The sequence below is a fragment of the Pseudonocardia sp. Cha107L01 genome, assembly GCF_052566575.1.
In genome coordinates this window covers 5,104,057-5,121,251 of record NZ_CP199579.1, presented here as the reverse complement: position 1 = coordinate 5,121,251, position 17,195 = coordinate 5,104,057, and the positions used below count along the sequence as shown (strand labels likewise).

Sequence of the window (17,195 nt, the reverse complement as noted above, 5' to 3'; positions counted from 1 at the left end):
ACACGCGATCGTCACCCCGCGCATGTCCGCCGGCAATATTGCGACGGTGAACTCGTAACTGACCCGCTACCAAGCGGGGCGCGTCTAGGGTTCCGCCGCCGATCGCCAGCAGTGCTGGTCACCGGCGGGCCTGGTCCGAGAGATGCAGGCAGTTCTGTCGCGGCTGGCGCGGCGTGCTGCTCCACGGCGGGGGAAAAGCCCGGGAGGCCGATTGGGCCCGGGCGTGTCTTGTTGTGGTCGTCCGGTCCCTTGCTCGCAAGGGAGACTCCGATGACAGCCGTCGATGACCGACCCCTGGCCGACCTCCAGACCTTCGGCTACGACCAGCAGCTCGAACGCAAAGTGGGCACGTTCGCCTCGTTCGCGGTCGGGTTCTCGTTCGTATCCATCCTGACCACCGTCTTCCAACTCTTCGGCCTCGGCTACGGCTTCGGCGGCACCGCGTTCTTCTGGACCTGGCCGGCGGTGTTCGCCGGGCAGCTGCTGGTGGCGCTGTGCTTCTCCGAGCTGGCCGCCCGCTACCCGATCTCCGGCGCCATCTACCAGTGGTCGCGCCGCCTCGGCGGTGCGGTGGTCGGCTGGTTCGCCGGCTGGACGATGATCATTGCGCAGATCGTGACGCTGGCCGCGGCGGCCATCGCGCTGCAGGTCGTGCTGCCGGTGGTCTGGACCGGGTTCCAGGTGATCGGCACCGACCCCGCGCTGGACTCGGTGTCCGGCGCCTCCAACGCGGTACTGCTCGGGGTGGTCCTGCTCGCCGTCACCACCGTGCTCAACGCGGCCAGCATCCGGATCACCGCGATCGCCAGCTCGGTCGGCGTGGTGTGCGAGCTGGTCGGCGTCGCACTGGTTGTGGTGCTGCTGTTCGTGCATGCCGAGCGCGGCCCGGCCGTCCTGCTGCACGCCACCAACCTGGACTCCACGACCGGCTACTTCGTCCCGCTGCTGATGTCCTCGCTGATGGCCGCGTACGTGCTGGTCGGCTTCGACAGTGCCGGCGAGCTCTCCGAGGAGACGCACAACCCGCGCCGGACCGCGCCGCGCACCATCCTGCGCGCGGTGGCAGCCTCCGGCCTTGGCGGGGCCCTGCTCATCGTGGCCGCGCTGATGGCCGCGCCGAGCCTGACCGACGGCAAGCTCGCCACCGAGGGACTGCCCTACGTGCTGACCAGCCGGCTCGGCACGGTGCCCGGCAAGCTGCTGCTGCTCGACGTGGCGGTCGCGGTGTTCGTCTGCACGCTGGCCATCCAGACCTCGGCCAGCCGCATGATCTTCTCCATGGCCCGGGACCGGGTCCTGCCGTTCTCCGCCCAGCTCGCCAAGGTCTCCGGCCGCACCGGCACCCCGGTCGTACCGACCGTCGTCTCCGGTGTGCTCGCGGCCGCCCTGCTCGCGGTCAACATCGGCAACCCCGCGCTGTTCCTCGCGCTGACCAGCGTCTGCATCATGCTGATGTACCTGGCCTACCTGATGGTCACCGTGCCGATGCTGGTGCAACGGCTGCGGGGCCGACTGGCCACCGGCGAGCTGGACGAGACCGGCCGCCCGCTGTTCTCGATGGGCCGCTGGGGCACGCTCGTCAACGCCGTCGCGGTGCTCTACGGCCTCGGCATGGCGATCAACCTGGGCTGGCCGCGCGCCGAGGTGTTCGACCCGGAGGGCGGGCACTGGTACCTGCAGTTCCTCGGGCCGATCGCCCTCGGGGCGACCGCGTTGCTCGGGCTGATCGCCTACGCCGCCCAGCGCCGCGACTACCACGCGACCATCGGTTCCCCGCAGCCACGCCGCTGGCTGGGTGGGTCCGCCGTGGCCGCTGAGGAGGCGTGATGGGGTACGCACACGAGATCCCCGGCGGCGCCGCCTGGTCGGCCACGGTCCGCGCCGCGCGCACCGTCACGTTCACCGCGCGCGGTGCCGACGCAAACCTGTCGCTGCTGCTCGTCAGCGCCGACCGGCTGGACCGGCTGAACATCCCGGACACCCTCAAGGCGCAGATGAGTGCCTGCATCCGCCCGCCGATGGTGCTCATGTCCGACCGAGGCCAGGCGCTCGCCTCGGTCACCGGGTCCACACTGGACTGGCACGACGCGCTCACCGGCTTCGGGCACGAGACCCACCTGGAGCGGTTCGGCCCGTCCAGCTACGGCGCCGACCGCAACGCCTGGCGCCGCGCCGCGCACACCGGCCTGGTCAGTGAGCTGACCCGGCACGGACTCTCCGCGGTCGATCTGCACGGCTGCGTCAACGTGTTCACCAAGATCGCGGTCGCGGACGACTCCGGCCTGAGCTACTCCCCCGGGCACTGCCACGAGGGGGACACGTTCACCCTGCGCACCGAACAGGACCTGTTGCTGGTCGCCGCCACCGCACCGCACCCGATGAACCCCGGGCCCTGGGCGCCGGCCCCGGTGCTGGTGGAGGTGGGGATCGCCGAGCCCCCAGCACCTGACGACGCGTCGCGCACATTCCGCGACGAGAGCGCCCGCGCGCTCGACGAGACCCGGAAGGCACTGCTGTGAGCAGCTCACTGAGCACCACCGAACTGGACGCGGGCACGGCGGTGTACGACGAGGTCGTGGCGGCCGGCGACGGCGCACTGATCACCGTCCCGGCCGGCGGCGAGCTGCGCATCGTGGACCTGCACGGCAACCAGGCCGTGGACACCCTGCTCTACGACGCCCACGACGTCCGCAACCGGTACTCCGCCTTCGACACCGTCCGCGAGCAGCGCGCCGTCTACCTCACGACCGGGTCCCGGCTGCTGTCCACCCGGCTCGACGAGCTCGCGGTGATCAGCGCGGACACCTGCGGCCGGCACGACACGGTGGGCGGTGCCTGCGCGCAGGAGTCCAACGTGATCCGCTACGGCGAGCACACCCGCCACCAGCACGCCTGCCGGCAGACCTTCCTGCGCTACGGCGCGGCCGCCGGCATCGGGCAGCGCGAGCTCGGGCACAACATCAACTTCTTCATGAATGTGCCGGTGGCCCCGGACGGCGGGCTGCACTTCGCCGACGGGCTCTCCGCGCCGGGCAAGTACGTGCAGCTGCGCGCGTCCCGCGACGTGCTCGTGCTGATCAGCAACTGCCCGCAGCTGAACAACCCGTGCAACGGGTGGGACCCCACCCCGGTGCGGCTGCTCGGCTGGTGGGCGCCGTGAGCCTGCTGGTCGACCCCGTTCCGACGCGCGTGGAGTTCCCGACCGGGTCCGTGACCGTGCTGCGGGCCGGGGCGCAGACCACGCTGCAGGACGTCACCGGGCGGACCGGGTACTGGGACGTCGGCGTGCCGCCGTCCGGGGCGTTCGACGACCTGGCCGCGGCGCTCGGCGCACTGGCGGTGGGCAACCCGGCGAGCGCGGCGAGCCTGGAGTGCGTGGTCCGCGGCCCGGTGCTGCGCTTCGACCGGACGGCCACGGTGTGCCTGACCGGTGCGCTGGGCGGTGCCCTGCTCGACGGCCGAGCGGTCCGCCCCGGTGTGGTGCGGGTGGTGCCGGCCGGCGCGGTGCTGGACCTCGGCCCGGTCGGTGGCCCCGGCATGCGCGGCTACCTCAGTGTGGCGGGCGGCTTCGACGTGCCGGCGACACTGGGCAGCCGGGCGACGTTCCTGTTGGGCGGGTTCGGCGGGCTGGACGGCCGTGCCCTGCGCGACGGTGACCTGCTCGGCGTCGGGCGCGCGGAGAACCTGGCCGGGCCGCTGGACGTGGCGCCGCTGTTGCCGGTGCTGTCCGGGAGCTGGACGCTGCGGGTGTTGGCCGGGCCGCACGGTGCGCCGGACTACCTGACCAACGCGGGCGTCGCCGAGTTCTTCGCCGCCGACTGGCGGGTGGACCACCGGGCGGACCGCACCGGCGTGCGACTGGTCGGGCCGCTGCCCGGGTGGGCGCGCACCGACGGCGGCGAAGCGGGGCTGCACCCGTCCAACCTGCACGACTCCGCCTACCCGGTGGGCGGGATCATGCTGTCCGGCGACACCCCGGTGATCGTCGGCCCGGACGGCCCGAGCCTCGGCGGTTTTGTGGTGCCGGCCGTCGTGGTCGGCGTGGACCGCTGGAAGCTCGGGCAGCTGCGCCCCGGCGACGCGGTGCGGTTGGAGCCGATCAGCCCGGAACGGGCCGATGAGCTGGCCGCCCGGCGCCGGGCCCTGTTGTCCGACCCGCGCGCGGCGCTGGCCGAGGAGTTCGAGACCGCGCTGGGCCGCCGGGCGGTCCGGCCGCGGGCCGCCGCCGGGACCCCGAGGGCCGCCGCCACCGCCACCCCGGCCCCGGGGAGCAGGCCGGCCGCCCTGGCGCGGCGGGCCGCCACCGGGTCCGCGCCCGCGTTCCGCATCCGGCGCTCCGGGGACCGGCACCTGCTGGTCGAGGCGGGCCCTGCGGAGCTGGACCTCACCGTCCGCATGTGGGTGCATCTGCTGGCCAACGCGCTGCGAGCGGCCGCGCCGGCCGGGGTGACCGAGATCGTCGAGGGCGTGCGGTCGCTGCTGGTCGCGGTGGACGACGCCCGGCTGCCGCTGCCGGTGCTGGCCGGGTTGCTGACCGAGCTGACCGGCGACCTGGCCGACCCGGCCACGGTGACCCTGCAGGTCCGCGAGGTCACCCTGCCCATCGCGTTCGACCACCCGGAGGCGCACGAGGCGATGCGCCGCTACGCCACCTCGGTGCGCCCGGACGCGCCGTGGTGCCCGGACAACGTCGAGTTCATACGGCGGGTCAACGACCTGCCGGAGCGCGCCGAGGTGTTCGACGTCGTCGCCGCCGCGACCTACCTGGTGATCGGGCTGGGCGATGTCTACCTCGGCGCCCCCGTCGCGGTACCGATCGACCCCCGGCACCGGCTGGTCACCACCAAGTACAACCCGGCGCGCACCTGGACGCCGCAGAACGCGGTCGGCATCGGCGGCATCTACCTGTGCGTCTACGGCATGGAGGGCCCGGGCGGCTACCAGCTGGTCGGCCGCACCGTGCCGGTCTGGCGGCCGCCGGGCGGCCCGAGCCGCGATCCCCAGCCCTGGCTGCTGCGCCAGTTCGACCGGCTCCGGTTCCGGCCGGTCTCGGTGGCGGAGCTGGCCGCCGCGCGGGCCGACATCAAGGCCGGCCGGGCCGACCTCGAGGTGGCGCCGGCGACGTTCTCGGTCCGCGAGGCCGCCGCGCTCGCCTCGGCCAACCGCGCCGAGATCGACGTCCTGCAGACCCGGCGCCGGGCCGCGTTCGCCGCCGAGCGGGAGCGCTGGGCGGCGGGGCCGGCGCACAATCACCCATCGGCACCATCCGAAGACAGGCACGGACAGAACGGACTCCCAGCGTGAGCCACAGCCCCACCGACCGCGTCCGGGCGGCGTACCGGCGCATCGCCGAGGCCGACCGGCCCGAGGTCTGGATCACCCTGTGCGACGAGCACGACCTGCTCGTGGCGGCCAAGGAGATCGAGGACCGCCTCGCCGGCGGTGAGCAGCTGCCGCTGGCCGGGCTGCTCGTCGCGGTGAAGGACAACATCGACGTGGCCGGCCTGCCCACCACGGCGGCCTGCCCGTCCTACGCCTACACCCCGGGCAACAGCGCCACCTCGGTGCGCCGGCTCACCGACGCGGGCGCGCTGGTGCTCGGCAAGACCAACCTGGACCAGTTCGCGACCGGGCTCGTCGGTACCCGCAGTCCCTACGGCGCGGTGCGGCACGCGCACCTGCCGGAGCGGATCTCGGGCGGGTCCAGCTCGGGTTCGGCGGTCGCGGTGGCGCTCGGCATCGCCGACCTCGCACTGGGTACCGACACCGCCGGCTCCGGGCGGGTCCCCGCCGCGCTGCACGGCCTGGTCGGCCTCAAACCCACGCTCGGCCTGGTGCCCAACACCGGGGTGGTGCCCGCCGCCCGGCCCTACGACTGCGTCACCGTCTTCGCCGCCACCCTCACCCTCGCCCAGCGGGGGATCGCGGCGATGACCGGCCCGGACCCGCTCGACCCGAGGAGCCGGACCTGGCCGGACTCGGTGCGCCTCGCCGCCGGCGCCCGCCCGAGGGTGGCCGTGCCGGACGCCGCCGGGCTGGCCCCGCTCAGCGCGGCGGCGAGCGCGGCGTTCCACGCGGCGGCCGAGCGGCTGGAGGCCGGCGGCGCGGTCGTCGAGGCGATCGACGTCCGGCCGTTCCTCACCGCCGCCACGCTGCTCTACGAGGGCGCGCTGGTCGCCGAGCGCTACGCGGCGGTGGGCGAGTTCCTCGAGGGCAGGGCCGGCAGCCCCGGCGGGGCCGACGGGGCCGGCAGCGCCGATGACGGGATCGACCCGACCGTCGCCGGCATCATCCTGGCCGCGAAGCAGCTGCCCGCGTACCGCCTCGCCGCCGACCTCGAGCTGCTGGACCGGCACCGGGTGACCGCGGCCGCCGCACTGGCCGGCTTCGACGCGCTGCTGCTGCCCACCACGACCGGGCACCCCACGATCGCCGAGGTCCGGGCCGAGCCGGTCGCGGTGAACTCCCGGATGGGCGTCTACACCAACTTCGTCAACCTGCTGGACATGGCCGCGGTGGCCGTACCGGCGGGTACCGCCGACGGCGGCCCGTTCGGCGTCAGCGTGATCACCAGGGCGTTCGACGACCAGGTCGGCATCGACATCGCGGCGCTGCTCACCGGGGAGCAGGCCGCCGTGCCGCTGCCGCCGACCGGGATCGATCTGGCCGTCTTCGGCGCGCACCTGCGGGGGCACCCGCTCAACGGCGAGCTGACCACCCTCGGGGCGCGCTTCGCCGGCACCGTGGCGACCGCGCCGGAGTACCGGATGTTCGCGCTGCCCACCGAGCCGCCGAAGCCGGGCATACTGCGGGTCGCGGCAGGTGGCGCCGCGCTGCCCGGGGAGCGCTGGACGCTGTCCCCGGCCGCGCTGGGCAGGTTCCTGGCCGGGCTGCCGGCGCCGATGAGCCTCGGTGTGATCGAGCTGGACGACGGCGGCACGGTGCTCGGTTTCCATTGCAACTCCGTTGCCGCCGAGGCGGGCGTGGACATCACCCACCACGGCGGCTGGCCCGCGTACCTGGCCTCGGCGCCGCTGAGCTGAGTCCGCGAACCCGGCACCGGGGTCACGCCGGCGGCCCGCCCTCGGCGCCGCTTAGAGTGATCCGCTGTGTCCCCCGTGTCGCGCAGCCGGAAGAAGAAGCGCCGGGTGCCGCCGCCCGGTGTCGGCACCCGGCTGCCGCCGCTGCCGCCACCACCGCCGCTGCCGCCCGGCGCGCGCTACACCCTCGACGACCTCGGCCCGGCCCAGCACGTGATCCACCGCGAGCTGACCGGCCGGGGGTGGCGGCTCGACACCCGGGGCGGCGACCACGGGCCGGCCTGGTTCTACCCCCCGTCGGTGCCCCCGGACTGGAACCCGGACGACCCCCGCTGGGACGAGGCCCGCGCCGTGCCGCTGACCCCGACCCGGTTGACCGAGGACGCGGACCGCACCCCCCGCATCGAGCGGGCCGGCCCGGTCCGCACCGGTCCGCTCACCGAGTGGCACAGCTATGCCGACCTCACCGCGGTGCTCGCGCGGGCCGGGGAGATCGAGTCGTGGCGGGCCACCGAACCGCAACCGCCCCCGGAGTGGCCGACACCCCCGGGCGGCTGGCCGGACTGGCTGTGGACGGTGCCCTACCTCGGGTCCGCCCACCCCGGCGCCGATCACCCGCCGCCGATGGAGCAGGGCGCGAACTGCCAGCGCTACGCCTACGAGATCCTTGCGCTGTTCGGCCGGCGGCCGCCGCCGTTGCGCTCGAGCGAGCTGTGGGCGGACACGGCACACACGACCCCGGTCGACGGCGCGCCGCAACCGCTGGACCTGCTGCTGTTCAACGCGACCCCCGACGCACATCCACAAGCCCACGGCGCGCACGTCGGCGTGTGGATGTGCGACGGGCAGGTGCTGCACCTGAGCGCGGAGGTGGGCGTGCCGGCGGTGTGGACGCTCGACACGTTCCGGGCCACCGACCGGTACGCCGTGCTGGTCGGCGCGAAGCGGGTCATCACTCGTCCGGCGGCGCCAGCGGGATCGTGACGCTGAAGGTGGCGCCGCCGCCCGGGGTCGGCCGGTGGTCGACCTGGCCGCGGTGGGCGGTCACGATCGCCGCGACGATCGACAGGCCCAGCCCGGCGCCGATGCCGTTGCCCAGGTGCTCGTCGGCGAGTCGGTGCGGCTGTCGGCCGCGGGCCGGGTCGGCCCGGAAGAAACGTTCGAAGACCCGCTCGTGGTCGTCGGCGGTGAGCCCCGGACCGTGGTCGATGACCTCCAGGACCGCCACCGCGGAGCCTGGCGGCACCCCGACCCGGACGACGGTGAGGGTGTCGGTCGGGGTGTGCCGCAGCGCGTTGCTCACCAGGTTGGTGGCGACCTGGCGCAGCTGCGACTCGTCACCCAGCACGATCGGCAGCGGCGATGCGGTGGTCTGCAGCTCGGGCAGTATCACCAGCCGCAGCGGCCGTTGCGGGTCGATCACCCGGGCGGCTTCGACCGCGTCGGCGGCGACCGGGAGCAGATCCACCGGCTCGGACTCGGGCGGGCGCTGCTGGTCCAGCCGGGCGAGCAGCAGGAGGTCCTCGACGAGCAGTCCCATCCGGGTCGCCTCGGCCTCGATGCGCGCCAGCAGCTCGGCGACCTGCTGGGGTTCGCGGGCCGCGCCCTGGCGGTAGAGCTCGGCGAAGCCCCGGATGCCGGCCAGCGGGGTGCGCAGCTCGTGGCTGGCGTCGGCCGCGAACCGGCGCAGCCTGGCCTCGGACTCGGCCCGCTGGGCGAACGCCCCCTCGAGCCGGGTCAGCATCGTGTTCAGGGTGTCGGCCAGCCGGCCGATCTCGGTGCGCGGGTTGGCCGGCACCGGGATGCGGCGGGACAGGTCGCCGGCCGCGACGATCGCCTCGGCGGTGTTCTCCACGTCGTCGAGCGGGCGCAGGCCCACCCGCACCACGCCGACACCGAGCGCCCCGATCAGCAGCAGCACCACCAGGCTGGCCACGAGCTCGATGAGGATCAGCCGGCCCGTGGTGGCGTGCAGCGCGCTCATGTCCAGCGCGATCATGGTGGTGCCCTGGTCGAGCGGGTGCACCCACATCAGCACCCGGTACCCCCGCTTCCTCGGCCCGGCGCGGGCGGTCAGGTCGAACGGGGTGTCGAGCTGCCCGCGCGCGCGCAGCAGGTCCAGCGCGGGCAGGACCGGTGCCGGCGCCTGCGGGTCGGTGGCGTAGCGGGCGGTGAGCCGGCCGTCCCGGTCGCGCAGCTCCACGACAAAGGTGCCGAGCAGCGTCCCGGCGGCGGCTCTGTCTCCCGGCGGGACCAGGTCCGGTGCCTGGCGCAGCTGTTCGTACTGCCGCAGCCTGGATTGCATCGCGGACAGCTGCGCGTCGCTGCGGGCGACCAGGTAGGACTCCAGCAGGAACACCGCGGTCACGTCCACCACGGCGAGGCCTACGGTGGCGAGTACCAGGACCCCGACCACCAACCGGACCCGCAGCGAGCCGCGCCGGGCACCGGCGGCCAGCCGGGGCCGCAGTCGGCTCAGCCAGTCCAGCGGCCGGCCCAGTGGGCGGGACGGCGTCATTCGCGGGGCAGTCGCAGGCTGTAGCCGACCCCGCGCAAGGTGTGGATCAGCGGCGGGTCGACCCGGTCGACCTTGCGCCGCAGCATGCTGATGTAGGACTCGACGATGCGCGAGTCCCCGGCGAAGTCGTGGCGCCAGACGTGCTCGAGGATCTGCGCCTTGCTGACCACCTTGCCCGCGTTGAGCAACAGGTAGCGCAGCAGCTTGAACTCCGTCGGCGAGAGCGTGACCAGCCGGCCGTCCCGCCGCACGTCGTGGGTGTCCTCCTCCAGCTCGAGGTCCCGGAACCGCAGCACCCCCTCGTCGACCTGCCCCGCCGCCCCGGACCCGCTGCGCCGGAGCACGGTCCGGATCCGGGCCACGACCTCCTCCAGGCTGAACGGCTTGGTCACGTAGTCGTCGCCGCCGATGGTCAGCCCGGTGATCCGGTCCCGCACCTCGTCCCGCGCGGTCAGGAACAGCACCGGCACCGCGCCGTCGCGGGCACGCAACCGCCGGGTGACCTCGAACCCGTCCAGGTCGGGCAGCATCACGTCGAGCACCACCAGGTCGGGGCGCCATGACAGGGCCACCGCGAGCGCCTCGGAGCCGGAGCCGGCGGTCCGCACCTCGAAGCCGACGAAGCGCAGCGCCGTGGACAGCAGCTCCACGATGCCGGGCTCGTCGTCGACCACCAACAGGCGCGTCCCGCCGCGCTCGTCAACACCGTTCCCCCCGCTCAACCGGCCTCCCCCTCGTCCCGTCGCAATCGACGACATCAGTCTGTGCGGCGTCAGTCTGTGTGCCGTCAGTCTGTGTGGCACCAGTCTGTGTGGCACCGCTGCAAGGAACCTGGAAGCTACCTGAGAGCCGGATGCCCACCGCACGCGTCGGTACGGCGCTAGGGTTCTGATCACCCGACCGACAGCGCAGGAGACCACCATGGCTGACTCGAACGACTGGAACAATAAGATCATCGAGGAGTTCCGGGCCAACGCCGGCAAGCTGGGCGGCCAGTTCGAGGGCGCCCCCGTGCTGCTGCTGCACACCAAGGGCGCGAAGAGCGGCGCGGAGCGGGTCAACCCGATGATGTACCAGGCCGTCGACGGCGGCTACGCGGTTTTCGCCTCCTACGCCGGGGCGCCCAAGAACCCCGCCTGGTTCCACAACCTGGTGGCCCACCCGGACGTCGAGATCGAGATCGGCTCCGAGACCGTGCACGCGCGGGCGCGGGTCACCGAGGGCAGCGAGCGGTCGGACATCTGGGAACGGCAGAAGAGCGCCTACCCGGGGTTCGCCGACTACGAGGCGAAGACCGACCGCGTCATCCCCGTCGTCGTGCTGGAACCCGCCAGCTAATGAGGCTGCGACTCGGACCGCTTAGGTGGTGGTTGGGCTGGGTGTTCCGCTGGGGGCCTTGATGTGACCGAGGCTCACGCCGGGGACTCGCGGTCATGATCGACAGGCCGTGCCCGCCGCTACGCCGCGGCGGTCACAGTCGGTGATCGGCCGATTGGCTCAGGCCGCTGACCTGAGGGGGCGGAGATGCGTCGAGGTCGACCTGAGTCTGATTCTGGGCGAAAAATACCGGACTGACGTTGGTCTCGGTGAACATGAACGCGCCAGTCGGGCCGGGGTCGGCACCAGGCCGCCGTGCCGGTCACGCGGCGTTACCCCCAGCGTCACGGCGGCTGTTGTGTCCCGGTCGTCGTGCTGGAACGCGCCAGCTAGATGTACTCGGCCATCAGGTTGGTGACAGTCGGCTGATGGGTGGGAGTCCTGCGAGTGAGCTGTGGCGGCGGTGATTGTTGTAGTGCTCGATCCAGGGTGCAAGGGCTGCTGTGCGGGCAGTGTTGCTGGTGAAGACCTGTCGGTAGGCCCACTCGGTTTGCAGGGTGCGGTTGAGCCGTTCGACCTTGCCGTTCTGCCAGGGACAGTGGGGTTTGATGAACTTTTGTCGGGCGCCTAGTCGGGCGACGACCTCGCGTAGTGAGTACTTGTAGGCCCAGGCGTTGTCGGTCATCACGCGTTCGATCCGGGTGATTCCGTGCGCGGCGAAGTAGGTCGCGGCCCGGTCGAGGAACGCCGCGCAGGTAGGTCCCTTCTCGTCGGGCAACACCTCGGAATAGGCCAGCCGGGAGTGGTCATCAACCAGGGAGTGGACGTAGTCGAACCCGACCCTGCCCTTGTGGTCGCGGCTGGTGCTGCCGGCCTCGCGCCCGCGGGCCCGCCAGCCGCCACCTTCGGGGATCCGGCCGAGTTTCTTCACGTCCATGTGCACCAGCTCGCCAGGGTGACCGCGCTCGTAGCGGACCGCGGTGGTCTTACTGGCCCGGATCACCTCGCCGGTCATCGGGTCACACTCACGCAGATACGGCCTGTGGTGGCGACGCAGGATCCGCGACACCGTCCGCGCCGGGATGCCAAGCTCGGGCCCGATCCAGTCCTGTCCTCGCCGCTCACGATCCCGTAGCGCCAATACCCGGGCCTCGGTAGCAACGTCCGTACGGCTGGGTGAGGTGTGCGGGCGTGAGGACCGCTCGCGCAGCCCGTCCTCGCCCTCGACTTCGTAGCGACTGACCCAACGACTCACGCATTGGCGCGAGACACCCATCTCCTTGGCCACATGCGAGCGCGGACGCCTCTGATTCAGGACTCGATCAACGACCGTCATGCGGGCGTGGAAAGTCAGGCGGGCATTACGGTGGGACACGAGAACCTCCGGTCGAGTGCGGGCCCTAGACAAGCCACACCCAACCGGAGGTTCTCCCTCGATCAACTACCTCGACCGCGTGTCCCCAACATTCAATCTGTCACCAACGTCCTGGCCGAGTACACCTAGAGCCCTCAGGGCGCCATGAGGGTGTCGACAAGATCGTCGCCCAGGTCCTGGGTGGGCCCGGCGTAGCGGAGCTTCTCGTCGCTGTACCACTCCGGCGGGGCCTCCGGGTGCGGCCCGCAGAGGCCGACCTTGCCCAGGCCGAAGGGCGCCACACACGCCGCGATGGAGCCGTTGGTGTACGTGGCCAGCACGGTGATCCCGGTCGCCTTGCGCTTCGGCACCATGTAACCGCCGTCCTGGAAGTACATCTTGCGGCGCCTGCCCCGCCACAGCACCGGGATCACGGCGGCGTCGTCGGTGGTCACCGACGCCCCCCGCGAGGAGTAGTACTCGTTCACCCGGCCGCGGAACAGGTTGAAGTGCCCCGGCTCGGCCAGGAACCCGCCCATGCAGATGCCGAGGTAGCGGCCACCCTGGGCGACGTAGTCGCGGATCGCCGGCTTGTCGCGCTTCTGCCGGCGGAACGCGGCGTCGTCGTCACCGTCCGCGCCGGGCTGGGCGTAGAGGCGGACGTCGGGGCGGGCGAGCGCCTCGGGCACCGACATCGAACCCCTCGGCCCGGCGGTGATCACCTCGAAGTTCCAGGCGGACGCGGTCAGCATGGCGGCCATCGCGCCGGTGTCGTCCCCGTCGGCGGGGCCGGTGGAGTCGTCACTGAAGACGACGGCGATCGGCCGGCCCGTCACGGGGTGGTCCGGGGGCTCGGCGCGGCGGGGTTGCCGATCCAGGTCGCGTGTGCGGGCACCTCCTCACCCTTCATCAGAAAGGCGTTGGAGTCGAGAACACTGCCGTCCCCCATGGTGACGCCATAGTGAACGAACGAGGAGATCCCGAGGGTGGCACCGGCGCCGATGGTGATGTAGTCGCAGGCGAAGGCGCCGTCCTCGAGTGAGTGGCCCTGGATGACGGTGCCGGCGTTCAGCACCGCGTCGTCGCCGATGGTGACCAGGCCCTTCTCCGGGATGGCGCAGCCGTCGTCGAACACCCGCCGGCCGATGCGCACGCCGGCCAGGCGCCACAGCAGGATCTGGAACGGCGTGCCGGCCAGGTGCGGGGTCGTGTAGAACTTCCACAGCCGCTCGTGGCGCCAGAAGTAGTCGTCGTAGATCGAGCAGTTCCTCGGCCGCAGCGGCTCACCCAGCGCCGCGCGTTCCAGCAGCAGCCCGAAGCAGGTGTTGAACGCCAGCACGCCCAGCACGCCGACCGTGATGGCGGCGGCGTGGTACGGCTCGTAGAGGGTCATGGCCACCGCGCCCAGCTGCAGGGTGATGAAGAACTGCAGACCCCGCGCCAGCAGCACGGTGAAGACGGTGCCCGCGTTGTACCAGTTCTTCTGCAACAGCCGCCGGCCCACCTCGTCCGGGTCGTCCAGGAAGGCGAACCGGGCCTTCGACGGCGTGGTGCGCGGGATCTCGAACGGCGGCGAGCCGAGCAGGCCGACGTTCTCCCGGATCGGGCCGTCGATCGGCACCATCACCTTCGTCGCCAGCAGCACGTTGGTTCCGGTCCTCGCCGACGCCGGGAACGCGATGTTGTTGCCCAGGAAGTTGTGGGTGCCCACCACGACGGGGTCGACCCGGAACGAGGTGCTGGTGGTGGCCATGTTGATGATCGACAGGCCGTCCGAGATCATCGTCCCGGTCCCGACGGTGGTCAGGTAGGGCGAGTCGTGGGTGTGCTGGGTGCCCAGGTTCGACCCGGTCTGCACCACGGGGGTCATCCGGTAGCCGAGTGCCCGCATGAAGCCGACGATGAACGAGCTGTCGCCGAGCAGCATCACCAGCATCGGCGCGTTCGTCATCGCCTGGATGAGCAGTTGGATCAGGTAGCGCACCCCGTAGAGCCGGTAGACCCGGCCCGGCTGCACCGCGCGGCTCAGCAGCCGGGGCACGGTCACCATCACCGCGGTGCCGAGCAGCAGCAACCCGAAGAACAACCCGCAGGAGATCCAGACGACCGCCAGGTAGAACGAAGGGTTGGCGAGGGTGTCCTGGCCCTGCAGGATCACCGCGTCGACCCCCGGGACCCTGGTCAACACCAGGACACCGACCGTGACCAGCACCGGGCCGACGCCGAACAGCCCGACCAGCTGCATCAGGCTGAACGCGAACCGGCGCAGGTCGCTGCACGGGCCCGCCCCGATCCCCCGGTAGTCGGCCGCCGCCGGCCGCGCGGGGGTGCCGTGCCAACTCTGCCCGGCGGGAACCCGTTGACCGGCGCTCAGCGTCGAGCTGTGCCCGAGCTGGGCGCCGTGGCCCATGGCGGTGCCGATGTCCAGCACCGTCTTCTCGCCCACCACGACGTCGTGGCCCAGGCTGACCGGACCGGTCTGGATCACGCCGCGGATCGCCCGGTACCCGGTGAACGAGCAGTCCCGCCGGATCACCGTGCCGTCCCCGACACTGATCAGGTCGGTGACCACCGGCACGCCGCGGGAGAAGATGGCCACCTCCTTGCCGATCTTCGCCCCGAGCGCGCGCAGGTACCAAAGATAGAGCGGCGAACCGGCGAACAACACCAGCGGGTTGGTCCGCACCAGCCAGCTGACCAGCCAGAACCGCAGGTACCGCCAGCTCCACAGCCGGAACTCGGTCTCCGTCCAGCGACCCACCAGCAGCCACTTGGCCACGATCGGCAGCAGGCAGAACACCACGGAGGCGAGCAGGACGAACACCAGCGAGCGCTCGTAGAGGCTCACCACGCCCACGGCGGCGGAGAGCCACTGGTAGCCGACGTCGGCGATGTAGCCGGCGAGCAGCACGTAACCCACGAAGAACAACAGCTGTCCCGCCCCGCACAGGACATAGCCCCGGTTGCTGCCCCGGGCCACCGAGCCGACGCCCCGCTCGGGGGCCGCGTCCGGTTGGGGCGACTCCTCCGGTGCGGTGCTGCCCACCGCGGCCGCCAGCTCCCGGATGGTGGGGTTCTGGTAGATCTCCTTGATCGAGATCGAGGGCAGGTCGGTGTGCTTGCGGACCCGTGAGGCGAACTGCGCCAAGACCAGCGAGCTGGTACCGAGTTCGGTGAAGAAATGGCTGGTCACCGAGATCTGATCGACGCGCAGCGTGTCCGCGAGCGCCGAGGCCAGCCGCCGCTCGAGATCGGTGGCCCCGGCGGTGTGCTCGCCGCCGGCGGCGCGGCGGCGGGTGGGGGGCGGCAGGTTCTTGCGGTCGGCCTTGTCCTGCGGGGTGAGCGGGATGGCGTCGAGGTGCTCCAGGTAGGCCGGCACCATGTACGCGGGCAGCCGCTCGCGCAGCTGGGCGTAGATCGTCTCCACCTCGACCGGTCCGCTGTCGGTGCGCAGGCTGTAGTAGCCGACCAGCTCGACGGTCTCCGGGTCCGTTCGGTAGGTGTCCACCACCGCGGCCGCGATGCCCGGGACCTGGAGCAGTACCGACTCGATCTCGGTCAGCTCGATGCGGTAGCCCCGGATCTTGACCTGCAGGTCGATCCGGCCCTGGTACTCGATCTCGCCTTCGGCGTTGATCCGGCCCAGGTCGCCGGTGCGGTAGATCCGCCCGGACGGGTTGTCCGGAATGCCCAGGAAGTCCGGGATGAAGGCCCGGTCGGTCAGCTCGTCGCGGTTGAGGTAGCCGCGGGCGAGCCCGATGCCGGCGATGCCGATCTCACCGACCTGGCCGCGGGGCAGCGCACGGTACGGGTCCTCCGCGTCCAGGATCACGATGGCGTAGCTGGGCAGCGGCACGCCGATGGTGACCGGTCGGTCCGGGTGCAACTCCGTCCAGGTGGCCGTGACGGTCGCCTCGGTCGGCCCGTAGACGTTGAGGAACCGGCGGCCGGGCCGGTGCCAGCGGGCGATCAGGTCCTGCGGGCAGGCCTCACCCGAGACCAGCAGGAAGCGCAGGCCCGGCAGCTCGTCCTCGACCGTGGCCAGCAGCGTCGGCACGCAGCACATCGCGGTGACCTGCTGGTCGGTCAGGAACTCGTGCAGGTCCTGGCCCAGCAGGCTGCCGCCGGGCGGCTTGGGCACCAGGGTGGCGCCGGAGGCCCACGGCACCCAGATCTCCTCGAAGGAGAAGTCGAACGCGATGGTGAGGCCCTGGTAGACCCGGTCGTGGGCACGGATCCCGTACACCTCGGCGGCGACCCGGACGAAGTTGCAGATGCTGGGGTGGTCGACCGCGACGCCCTTGGGCCGGCCGGTCGAACCCGAGGTGTAGATGATGTAGGCGAGCTCGTCGGTGGCCTCGCCCCGTTCGGCATCGGTCAGCCGGTCCTGACTGTGCCTCTCGATCAGCTGCGCGGCCTCGTCCACCAGGACCAACCGCGCACCGAGCTGCCCGATGCCCTCGACCCGCCGCGCGGCGGACGACGCGGCCAGCACCACGGTGGCACCGGCATCGGCGACGATGTAGGCGATCCGGTCGGCCGGGAAACCGACGTCCAGCGGCACGTACGCGGCGTTGATCTTCAGTGCGGCCAGCATGCCGATGTAGGAGTACACCGGGCGGTCGAACAGCAGGGCGATGCGGTCCCCCGCGCGGGCGCCCTCGGCGAGCAGGTGGCGGGCCAGTTGGTTCGCGCGCCGGTCCAGCTCGTCGTAGGTCAGCGTGAGGTGCCCGCCGTCCACCGCGAGGTGCTGGGCATCCCCGTGTCCGCGCAGCCAGTCGCACCGCTGCTCGAACAGGTGCTCCAGCCGCTCCCCCTCGGTGGTGCGCGGCTGGTTCTCGCCGCCGTCGGCCACCAGCACGCGGTCGGCGCGCGGATCCGCGACGGTCCTGCTCGAACTCCTCGGCGTCAGCTTCGGCGCCCGGGTGGGTGTCTCTCCCAGCACGTGTCCAAACCCCTTCGGTCC

At 72.2% G+C, this 17,195-nt stretch carries 12 protein-coding genes; 7 read left to right on the top strand and 5 right to left on the bottom strand.

Annotated elements, in window-relative coordinates:
- Positions 1–270: 270 nt before the first annotated feature.
- From ACTXG6_RS23935 to ACTXG6_RS23910, 6 genes are all read left to right on the top strand, one after another.
- Complete coding sequence (locus tag ACTXG6_RS23935) at positions 271–1,827, top strand: amino acid permease (RefSeq protein WP_445181602.1); 1,557 nt, start codon at positions 271–273, stop codon at positions 1,825–1,827.
- Complete coding sequence (locus ACTXG6_RS23930) at positions 1,827–2,519, top strand: DUF1989 domain-containing protein (RefSeq protein ID WP_445181601.1); 693 nt, start codon at positions 1,827–1,829, stop codon at positions 2,517–2,519. Before ACTXG6_RS23935 ends, ACTXG6_RS23930 begins: the two co-directional genes overlap by 1 nt.
- The gene (locus ACTXG6_RS23925; RefSeq protein WP_445181600.1) at positions 2,516–3,160 is read left to right on the top strand and encodes an urea amidolyase associated protein UAAP2; all 645 of its coding nucleotides are present in this window, start codon (positions 2,516–2,518) and stop codon (positions 3,158–3,160) included. The genes ACTXG6_RS23930 and ACTXG6_RS23925 overlap by 4 nt, the downstream gene beginning before the upstream one ends.
- The gene (locus tag ACTXG6_RS23920; protein ID WP_445181599.1) at positions 3,157–5,304 is read left to right on the top strand and encodes a 5-oxoprolinase/urea amidolyase family protein; all 2,148 of its coding nucleotides are present in this window, start codon (positions 3,157–3,159) and stop codon (positions 5,302–5,304) included. Before ACTXG6_RS23925 ends, ACTXG6_RS23920 begins: the two co-directional genes overlap by 4 nt.
- Positions 5,301–7,043 carry an allophanate hydrolase gene (gene atzF, locus ACTXG6_RS23915; RefSeq protein WP_445181598.1) on the top strand — a complete coding sequence of 581 codons (1,743 nt, stop codon included), beginning with the start codon at positions 5,301–5,303 and terminating at the stop codon, positions 7,041–7,043. The genes ACTXG6_RS23920 and atzF overlap by 4 nt, the downstream gene beginning before the upstream one ends.
- Positions 7,044–7,118: 75 nt before the next feature.
- Positions 7,119–8,024, top strand: a complete 906-nt coding sequence (locus ACTXG6_RS23910; RefSeq protein ID WP_445181597.1) for a hypothetical protein — start codon at positions 7,119–7,121, stop codon at positions 8,022–8,024.
- Here ACTXG6_RS23910 and ACTXG6_RS23905 read toward each other — a convergent pair.
- Positions 7,993–9,558 (bottom strand): sensor histidine kinase, encoded by a 1,566-nt coding sequence (locus ACTXG6_RS23905; RefSeq protein ID WP_445181596.1) that lies wholly within the window; start codon positions 9,556–9,558, stop codon positions 7,993–7,995. The genes ACTXG6_RS23910 and ACTXG6_RS23905 overlap by 32 nt on opposite strands.
- Complete coding sequence (locus ACTXG6_RS23900; RefSeq protein ID WP_445181595.1) at positions 9,555–10,316, bottom strand: response regulator transcription factor; 762 nt, start codon at positions 10,314–10,316, stop codon at positions 9,555–9,557. The genes ACTXG6_RS23905 and ACTXG6_RS23900 overlap by 4 nt, the downstream gene beginning before the upstream one ends.
- A 163-nt stretch (positions 10,317–10,479) precedes the next feature.
- Here ACTXG6_RS23900 and ACTXG6_RS23895 point away from each other — a divergent pair, with 163 nt between their 5' ends.
- Positions 10,480–10,896 carry a nitroreductase family deazaflavin-dependent oxidoreductase gene (locus tag ACTXG6_RS23895; protein WP_445181594.1) on the top strand — a complete coding sequence of 139 codons (417 nt, stop codon included), beginning with the start codon at positions 10,480–10,482 and terminating at the stop codon, positions 10,894–10,896.
- Between the two features lie 385 nt (positions 10,897–11,281).
- Here ACTXG6_RS23895 and ACTXG6_RS23890 read toward each other — a convergent pair whose 3' ends face one another.
- The 3 genes from ACTXG6_RS23890 to ACTXG6_RS23880 all read right to left on the bottom strand — a co-directional run bounded on the left by ACTXG6_RS23890 (position 11,282) and on the right by ACTXG6_RS23880 (position 17,174).
- The gene (locus ACTXG6_RS23890) at positions 11,282–12,250 is read right to left on the bottom strand and encodes an IS481 family transposase (RefSeq protein ID WP_445190098.1); all 969 of its coding nucleotides are present in this window, start codon (positions 12,248–12,250) and stop codon (positions 11,282–11,284) included.
- Positions 12,251–12,384: 134 nt separating this feature from the next.
- Positions 12,385–13,065, bottom strand: a complete 681-nt coding sequence (locus tag ACTXG6_RS23885) for a BPL-N domain-containing protein (protein ID WP_445181593.1) — start codon at positions 13,063–13,065, stop codon at positions 12,385–12,387.
- Positions 13,062–17,174, bottom strand: coding sequence for a Pls/PosA family non-ribosomal peptide synthetase (locus ACTXG6_RS23880; protein WP_445181592.1), 4,113 nt, complete (start codon positions 17,172–17,174; stop codon positions 13,062–13,064). The genes ACTXG6_RS23885 and ACTXG6_RS23880 overlap by 4 nt, the downstream gene beginning before the upstream one ends.
- Between the last annotated feature and the right edge of the window lie 21 nt (positions 17,175–17,195).